The organism is Mesorhizobium sp. M7A.F.Ca.CA.004.12.1.1, from assembly GCF_003997835.1.
Taxonomy (GTDB): domain Bacteria; phylum Pseudomonadota; class Alphaproteobacteria; order Rhizobiales; family Rhizobiaceae; genus Mesorhizobium.
Genome location: NZ_RZRK01000200.1, coordinates 1 through 8,730 on the forward strand (window position 1 = coordinate 1; position 8,730 = coordinate 8,730).

Annotated in this window: 6 protein-coding genes and 1 pseudogene; 3 read left to right on the forward strand and 4 right to left on the reverse strand. The window is 62.6% G+C overall.

Annotated features, from left to right (window positions below; genetic code table 11):
- The 4 genes from EN984_RS12995 to EN984_RS13010 all read right to left on the reverse strand — a co-directional run.
- A partial coding sequence (locus EN984_RS12995; protein WP_348630225.1) for an ABC transporter substrate-binding protein occupies positions 1 to 533 on the reverse strand: 533 nt, incomplete at its 3' end.
- Between the two features lie 16 nt (positions 534 to 549).
- A complete protein-coding gene (locus tag EN984_RS13000) occupies positions 550 to 2,739 on the reverse strand; it encodes a TonB-dependent siderophore receptor (protein ID WP_236383127.1) in 2,190 nt (729 codons plus the stop codon).
- 136 nt (positions 2,740 to 2,875) lie between these two features.
- Entirely contained in the window at positions 2,876 to 3,760 is an 885-nt protein-coding gene (locus EN984_RS13005; protein WP_164748641.1) for an AraC family transcriptional regulator, read from the reverse strand.
- A 126-nt stretch (positions 3,761 to 3,886) separates the two neighbouring features.
- Positions 3,887 to 5,242 carry a glutamine synthetase family protein gene (locus tag EN984_RS13010; protein ID WP_127268594.1) on the reverse strand — a complete coding sequence of 452 codons (1,356 nt, stop codon included), beginning with the start codon at positions 5,240 to 5,242 and terminating at the stop codon, positions 3,887 to 3,889.
- A 483-nt stretch (positions 5,243 to 5,725) separates the two neighbouring features.
- Here EN984_RS13010 and ftsZ point away from each other — a divergent pair, with 483 nt between their 5' ends.
- The 3 genes and pseudogenes from ftsZ to EN984_RS13025 all read left to right on the forward strand — a co-directional run.
- Positions 5,726 to 6,760: a cell division protein FtsZ gene (gene ftsZ, locus EN984_RS13015; RefSeq protein WP_127270104.1), complete on the forward strand. Its 1,035-nt coding sequence runs from the start codon at positions 5,726 to 5,728 to the stop codon at positions 6,758 to 6,760.
- 194 nt (positions 6,761 to 6,954) lie between these two features.
- Positions 6,955 to 8,340 carry an SWIM zinc finger family protein gene (locus EN984_RS13020; protein ID WP_236383125.1) on the forward strand — a complete coding sequence of 462 codons (1,386 nt, stop codon included), beginning with the start codon at positions 6,955 to 6,957 and terminating at the stop codon, positions 8,338 to 8,340.
- Positions 8,337 to 8,730: pseudogene (locus EN984_RS13025) on the forward strand (hypothetical protein); the annotation flags it as partial. The gene EN984_RS13020 and the pseudogene EN984_RS13025, both read left to right, overlap by 4 nt.

Here is an 8,730-nt window from a genome sequence, read left to right on the forward strand (position 1 = left end):
AAGACCGGACGCCCGGAAGCGCGCGGCAAGGTGCCGCGCAGCCGCGCGATTTCATCAGCGGTCTCATCGGTATAGCGCTCCGCCTCGGCCTGCCGTCCCAGCTTTTCGCCCAGGGCCAGTGTCGCTGCCTCGGCGAGCACATAAGGCGGCACGCCGGCCTCGTAGACCGTTTGCGCAAACACCGGCGCGATGCGTTCGAGCATCGGGCGCTGGTATTCGTAGAAATTGGAGATCACGATGACATCAGGCGCGACGATGCGCAGCAGCTCGTAATTGGGCGCGCCGCGCAGCCCGAGATCGGTCACCGATTGGGGCACTGCCGGCTCGACCGCGATCTTGCGAAACTGGATCAGTTCGGTCGCCGCCACCGGCTCGATGCCGAGCGCCAGCAACGTCTCCAGCATGCCCCAGTCGATCGCTGCAACGCGCGGTGTAGCGGCCCTGGCGGCGACCGGTGGCAGCAATGCCGCGGCCGCCAGCGCAAGCACCTGCCGTCTGTTGGGCAGATGGATCATCACTGGCTTGTTTGGCAAGCTGTAACCAAGTCGACTACCAAGTCGTATGCGCCTTCAGCTTGAACGAGCGGCCTTCGCCATAGGAACAGGTCAGCGTCGTCTGGCAGCTCGACACATAGGTTTTGTCGAAGAGGTTGGTGATGTTGAGATCGATCCCCCAATTCTCCTTCTCGTAGCCGAGTTTCAGATCGGCCAGCGTGACCGCCGGCACTTTGGCCGTGTTCTCATTGTCGGCCCACGAAGAGCCAACATAACGCAGGCCGCCGCCGATCGAGATGCCGTCATACCAGTCGCTGCGGAACGTATAGTCGACCGAGGCGGAAGCCATGACTTCGGGCACGATGAAGGGCGTCTTGCCGATGAGCGCCGGGTTGGCGTCCTTGGTGATGTCGATGTCGTAGGCCGTGAATGCACCCGTGACCCGGAAATCGTCGGTCACGTTCACCTTGCCTTCGAGTTCAACGCCGCGAGAGCGCACTTCACCGGTCTGCATCTGCGTGAACAGAGTGACATTGGAAGGGACGTTCTGGCGCGTCAGGTCAAACAGCGACAGGGTGAACAGGCCATCGACAAAGGTCGGTACGTATTTCACGCCAACTTCGTATTGCGTGCCTTCCTCCGGCTTGAACAGATTACCCAACGCGTCGGTGCCGATGATCGGGTTGAAGAAGGTAGCGACGCTGGCATAGGGGGTAACGCCGTTGTCGAATTCGTAGGCTAGTCCTGCTCGCCCGGAGAAATCTCCGACAGTCTGGCTCTGTGAACTGGAGCTGCTGCTGTAGTAGGTCGGACGATTGTCGGCGTCGAGCCAGCCACGGTCGTAGCGGCCGTTCAGCGTCACCAGCCAGCCATCGCCGAAGCGCAACTGGTCCTGGGCATAGAAGCCGAGCTGCTTCTGCGTCAGGTCCTGGTTGAGGTAGCTGACACGTGGCGTCAGTGGCGAGCCGTATACTGGATGGAAGGCGTCGATCGGGTTGTCATAGTTTTCGTCGTAGAGGCCAGACGACTGGACCTGGTCGATGTTGTAATATTTGAAATCTATGCCGGCCAGGATCGTATGTTCGACAGGACCGGTCACCACCTTGCCTTCGATCTGGTTGTCTACCAGGAAGGTCTTGGCCGTGGTGTCATGGTCGAAATTTATGCGGGCCAGATCGGTAGGCCCTCCGATGGTTGACCAGCCATTCGGATAGACGCTGACTTCATTGATATCAGCGGCGGTGAAGCGGGCGTTAGAGCGCACCGTCCAGTCATTGTCGAATGTGTGTTCGAACTCGTAGCCTATCGAGCCCTGTTCCCGCTTGTAGAGATCGACGCTCGGCTCGGTGAAATTCGCATCCGGGTCGATGCGGCCATAATTCACGCCGTCCACAATGTGGTCCGTCACCGTCCCGCTATAGGGCAGGAAGCTGCCGCCATTGTGGTTTTCGTCGATGTGGCTGTAATTGGCCAGGATGGTCAGCGTGGTTGCTTCGTCCGGCTTCCACGTAATACTTGGCGAGATGAAGCCGCGCCAGCCATTTTGCAGGTCGCTGTAGGTATCGCCGCCGGCGACCTTGCCCGTCATCCGGTAGCTGACCGCGCCATCCTTGGCCACGTCGCCAATGTCGAAGCCGAGATAGACATTGCCTGCGTCGTTGACGCCGGTCTCGACATAGCGCGTGCGTTCGAAGTCCGGCCGCTTGCTGACATAGTTGACCAGGCCACCGGGATTACTGCCGCCGTAGAGTACGGAGGCCGGTCCCTTCAGCACCTCGATGCGCTCCAACCCGAAGCTGTCGACATAAAAGCCGCCGAAGCCGTAGCTGAACAGCTGCAGCCCATCCATGTAGGTGCCGGTGGCCGTCGCCTGGAAACCACGGATGTACAGCCAGTTGGTGTCGCTGTCGGGGCCGAAGGGCTGCGCGAAGACGCCGGCCGTGTAGCGCAAGGCTTCGTCGGCCTTCTGTGCGCCCTGGTCGTCGATCTCTTGACGGCCGACCACCGACACGGATTGCGGGATGTCCTTGATGTCGGTCGCCGTCTTGGAGCCGGTCCTGCTTTTTTTGGCGACGACGCCTTTAACCGGTCCGGCCGCGCCGTCGCCGGCCTCGCCCTCGACCACCACCGGTTCAAGCTGGGTGCTGGTTTGCACCGACTGCGCGAACGCGGCCATTGGCGGGATCATCGCGGCTGCGGCGACGCTGGCCGCCAGAAGCGCCTTCATCCGGTAAGTTCTGCTCATCAGGAAAGTCCCCGCCTGTCGACATTGAGATACTTGATGATTTATCTCAACTTATCTGCAGGTCATTGGACGGAATTGGGCAGTTTGTCCATTCTTGTCCAAACGAGGGACATCACGGTGTGATGTTGCGGAAATGTCACTGGCGACTGGTGCTCCTCATCCAGGCGCCGGGTGTCACGCCGACAATCGACTTGAACACACGCGTCAGGTGCGCCTGGTCGAAAAAACCCGTTGCCTCGGCGATGTCGCCAAGTGAAGCGGCGTCACGCGCCATCATCGCCTTGGCCCTGTCGACCCGCGCTTGCATCTGCCAACGATGCGGCGGCACGCCCGTCGCCGCCTTGAAGGCATGACTCATCGCGGTTTCGGACAGGCCGGTCAGCGCGGCGAGATCGGCAAGCCGGATCCTGTCCAGGCAATGCGCGTCGATGTAGTCGGTGACGAGGCGCAGCTTGCGGCGCGAGAGCGGCGACCGTCGCCTGGCGGTATCAGGCTGGTCTATCTGGAACAGGCTTGCGAACAAGGCATTGAGCAAGCCCTCGCCATAGAGATCATGCAGAGGCCGGTCGTTGCCGCATTCGGCGGCGATCATGCCGGCAAGCATGGCGATCCGGTCGTCGCGAAACTGGAAGCGCGACATCCGCAAGGCCTCGTGGTCAAGGCTGCGGCCGAAGCGGCGCGTCAGCGCTGCGGCGTCGAAATGCAGGTCGAGATGCCGGATCCGCCGTAGCCCCTCGACCCGGCCGCGGATCGGCACGCCGGCCGGTATGTAGGCCATGGAAAAAGCCTGGTCGTGGCGGCGCAATTCGCCCTTGGCGCCTTCGACGAAGAAAGCGCCGTCGCCATCCACATCGAGCGCGACGAACAGCCGGGGGTCGGGAGAGACGTAATAGCCTTCGGCCTTGTCACCGCATGAGACATCCCAGAGGTCGGCGACCACGCCGTCCCAGACATGCCATTTCAGATCGCCAATGACTGAAAAGCCCTCAATCCGGCTTTCCATGCGCGCAACGAAGGTCAAGTCCTGTGATCCCAACCATAACATGATAAAAACCATCATGTTTATGCCCGGTTAGCGACCCCACCGCAAGTGCTTTGCGGCTGCTCGAAAATCGGCCGGAACCAATACCGCTGGGGCCGTCAGGCCTCAAACACTTTCGAGGTATGTCTCGATTTCGAAATCGCTGACATTGAGCGCGAACGTGTTCAATTCCTGGCGTTTGCAGGCAACGAAGGAGTCGCGCAGGATGGCTGGAAAAATCTCCGCCACATGCGTCCCGCTCTCGAAGGCGGCGATCGCGGATGCCCAGTCCGGCGGCAGCTTTGCCGGCGGGAGTCCCTGGCCGTCGGTGCCGATCGGATCCCCTGGCGATATTTGTCTTTCAATGCCCGTCAGTGCGGCGCCCAATATGGCCGCTAGCACCAGATAGGGATTGGCGTCGGCTCCCGAAACGCGATGCTCGATGCGGCGCGCACCGGTTGGCCCGCCGGGAATGCGGATCGCCACCATACGGTTCTCATAACCCCAGGCGACTGCGGTCGGCGCATAGGATCTCGGGCGCAGCCTGCGGTAGGAGTTGAAGTGCGGCGCAAACACCAGCGTGCTTTCGGCCATTGCCGCAAGCAGGCCGCCGACCGCATGGCGCATGGTCTCAGAACCCTGGTCGGTGCCGTCATCGAAGACGTTGCGCCCTTCGCCGTCGATCAGGCTGAAATGAACGTGAAAGCCGTTGCCTGCGCGGTCGCCATAGGGCTTAGCCATGAAGCAGGCGGCAAAGCCGTGCTTGCGGGCAATGCCCTTCACCGTGCGCTTGAACAGCACCGCATCGTCAGCCGCCCGCAAGGCGTCCGCGACATGGTTCAGATTGATTTCGAACTGACCGACGCCGTTTTCGGCGATGGCCGTGTCGACGGGAATGCCTTGCGTCCGGCAGGCCTCGTAGACGTCATGGATGAAGGATTCGAAGTCGTCGATCTCGTCGATCGACAGCGCCGCGTCGGAATCGAGACGGCGTCCGGTCACCGGCGAGACCGGTCCGACCGGCCGCTGCGACTGCGGATCGACGAGGTAGAATTCGAGTTCCGTTGCCGCGACCGGGGTCAGGCCCAAGGCCTTGTAGCGATCGAGGATGCGGGCCAGCGCCCGTCGCGGGTCGCCGAGATAGGGCGCGCCGCTTTCGTCGGCCAGCCAGAGCGGGACAAGCGCTGTCGGATGCGCCGTCCAGGCCACCGGCAGAATGCCGCGCCCCGTCCACTGGCACAGTCCGTCGGCATCGCCGGTCGAGAATACCAGTGTGTTGCCTTCGATGTCCTCGCCCCAGACGTCGAGCCCGATCAGCGAAAAAGGCATGCGCAGCTTGCCTTCCAGCGCCTTTCTTGCCTGCTCGACGGGAATGCGCTTGCCGCGCATGATGCCGTTGAGGTCGCACACCGCGGCTCTCAGGCTCTGGATGTCGGTCCTGCTGTCAAGCCAGTTCAAAACGTCCGCAATTGCATCGCTCAATTTATGACCTCTGGTTTTCGAAGGTGCCGCAACCTGACCGGCTGCACTGTCCCTGACAAAAATAGCTTGTGAGTTTTAGGAAAACAGACTTGGCTGTCGCCAAGCGCTTTTCCTTATTTTTTCAAGTCACTAGCTGGTATATCGGGAGGCATTTCAAAACCAATTGCGCGATCTGCGGTCGCAACATAGAGGCTGGAGGGCGGAAAGCCAAGCACGAGCCGGTAAACCAGCGCGCAGCCGCTATCGGCGGGAGAGGCGAGCTCGCTGCGGTCAGATCTGGCGCGCGCAGCGCCCGAGCCACGCTGTGCAAAACGGTCATCACAAATCTTGACCTCGCATGCACTTGCACCTCTGGCCGCTGTCTGGCTTTTTGGGCTACCCATCGCAACGGAGTGATTCGCATCATGCCACTCGATTGCAAGGTTTCAAGGCAGTCTGCGGGTGGGTCGTGAAGCGCGCGCAATTGGCGAAGGAGACACAGGCATGGCCGAGTTCAAGAAGCCCGAAATCTCCGAGATGAGACCCAAGATCACCGTGATCGGCGTCGGCGGCGGCGGCGGCAATGCCGTCAACAACATGATCGCCGAGCAGCTTCAGGGCACCGAATTCATCGCCGCCAACACCGACGCCCAGGCGCTGACCATGTCGAAGGCGACGCGGCTGATCCAGCTTGGCGCCCACGTCACCGAAGGACTGGGCGCCGGATCGCTTCCCGAGATCGGCCGCGCCGCGGCCGAGGAATCGCTCGACGAGATCATGGACCATCTGGCCGGCACGCATATGTGTTTCGTCACCGCCGGAATGGGCGGCGGCACGGGAACCGGTGCGGCTCCAATCATCGCCCAGGCGGCGCGCAAGGCCGGCATCCTGACGGTTGGTGTCGTCACCAAGCCGTTCGCCTTCGAGGGCCGGCGCCGTATGCAGATGGCTGAAGAGGGCATCGAGCGGCTGCGCGAGAGCGCCGACACGGTGATCGTCATCCCGAACCAGAACCTGTTTCGGATCGCCGATGCCAAGACCACCTTCGCCGATGCGTTCGTCATTGCCGATCGGGTGCTCTATGCCGGCGTCAGCTGCATCACCGACCTCATCGTCAAGGAAGGCCTGATCAATCTCGACTTCGCCGATGTCAAATCGGTGATGCGCGACATGGGCCGCGCCATGATGGGCACCGGCGAGGCCTCCGGTGAGGGCCGGGCGATGAAGGCGGCCGAAGCCGCGATCGCCAACCCGCTGCTCGACGAAGTGTCGATGAAAGGCGCCAAGGGCGTGCTGGTCTCGATATCGGGCGGCAGGGACATGACCCTGTTCGAGGTCGACGAGGCCGCCACCCGCATCCGCGAAGAGGTCTACGAGGATGCCGACATCATCGTTGGCGCCATCTTCGACAAGGGCATGGAAGGCCGCTTCAGGGTCTCGGTGGTGGCGACGGGCCTCGACCGTGCGTTTGGTGTGGAGGATGCCGAAGCCGGCATCGCGCGCGACCACGCCGGTCAGCCGGCGCGGACGCTTCAATAAGTCATATCGCGCGTTTATCCTCGCCAGGAGATAATTTCTCGAGGGAGACATCGCCGGATAGCAACTGGCGCAACTATTGTGTTCAGCTGTATCGATCTCGGTACCGCTGCTGCTACAAGAATCCGTCATAGACGGCCATCTATACTGGCTACCCGTATCGTTCGAGCGACGAGAGGCGCGGCTTGGAATTCGACTTGAAAACCATCGAAGCGCTTGCGCCCGATCAGGCGTCGTTGAGCGCAGCGTCCAGGTTGACCAGGCAATCGAACTGGCCACGGCTCGAAAAGAGCGATCAACTGGGGCTCCTCTGGGGGGAATGCCAGGGTTCCGGCTCCAATCCCTATCGTGTGGTCGTCGACACCGGCGACCATGGCTACAAATGCACCTGTCCGTCGCGGAAATTTCCCTGCAAGCACACTTTGGCGCTGATGTGGATTGCAGCCACCACGCCGGCCAGTTTTACCGCCGCAGGCTCGGCCCCGGAATGGGTGAATGATTGGCTCGGCCGCCGCAGGAAGGCCTCGCCGCAGCCGGCGGCGCCAGCGCCCGGTGCGGGAGGCAAGAGCATTGGCGAGGCCTCGCGCGACGACGAAAGCGCTGATGTCGAGGACGCCGCTGCGGTCGAGCGCCGCGAGGCAGCGCAGCGCAAGCGGACGCTGGATACGCAATCCGCGGTGTCGGCGGCGTTGGATGAGCTGGATCAATGGATCGCTGACCAGTTGCGGCTTGGCCTGGCCGGTTTTGTCGACAACAGCAGTGATCGTTGCCGCCGGATTGCGGCACGGCTGGTCGACATGAAGGCGACAGCGCTTGCCGGCCGCATCGACGAGATTCCGTCACGGCTGATGGGGCTGCGCAGCGAGGAGCGCCCGGACGCGGCGATCCGCGAACTAGGCAAGCTTGTGCTGGTGGCCAAGGCCTGGCGATCGACGCCAGGCGACGCCGAATTGAGGCGGCTCGTATCGACGTCCGAAAGCCGTGAGCAGGTTCTGGCCAATCCCGATGCCAAACAGGTCGAAAGCGTCTGGGAGGTGCTTGGCGAGAAGATCGAGTCGCGCCGTGACGGTCTCGTCAGCCATTCGACCTGGCTGCTCAACCTGAAGAGCGCGAGCCCGCAATTTGCTCTCTTGCTCGACTATTTTCCGGCCTCGGCCGGTCGCCGGTCGAACGCCTTCACACCGGGCGACCGGTTCGATGCCAGGCTGGTCTTTTACCCGGCACGCCAGCCGCTGCGGGCCTTGGTGGCGGACCGCAAGGGCGACGTCCCGACAGGTGAGTGGCCCGATTTCGGCTTTCACACAGCCGATCCGCTCGCGGCGCATGCTGCTCACCAGAACACAGCCCCTTGGCTCACCGATTGTCCTGTCATGCTGCCGCCCGGCGCGATCCTGCTGGACGATCGGGGCGCTGCCTGGTGGCAAGCCGCCGGCGATCCGCATGGTATCGCCTTGCCGATTGCCGACACCGTCAATCCAACGCTGCTTGGGCTGGACCTTATGGCAACGGCAGCACTTTGGAATGGCAGCCGGCTTGACCTGCTGGCGGCGCAAAGCGGTTTCGGGAGGCTTGACCTGTCGTGAACGAGATCGAGCAGACCGGCCTGGCGGCCATGCGCGACTGCTGGATCACCGGCGGGACCACCTTCGACCTGGCTCCGGGCGCGTGGAAGGAGATCGCCGGCGGTGCCAGCCCCGACGAGCGCGAACGCCGGCTGCTGGCGATCGCCGCACAAGCTCTCGACACCGCCTTGCGGCCAGCCGCGCCAAAGATGCTGAAACGCCGCCCGCAATTGCCCGAACTCGCCTTGCCGATGCTGCCGGAACGGCTGCGGCCGCTATTGCGAGCCGCGCTCAAGCATGCCGCCGACACAAGAAGCAAGTCGCGTGTGGTCACGCTCGTCGCCAGCCGCGGCTTCGTGCTGCATCCGATGGACTGGATGCCAGCCGCGTCGGATCAGAGCAGTCCGGACG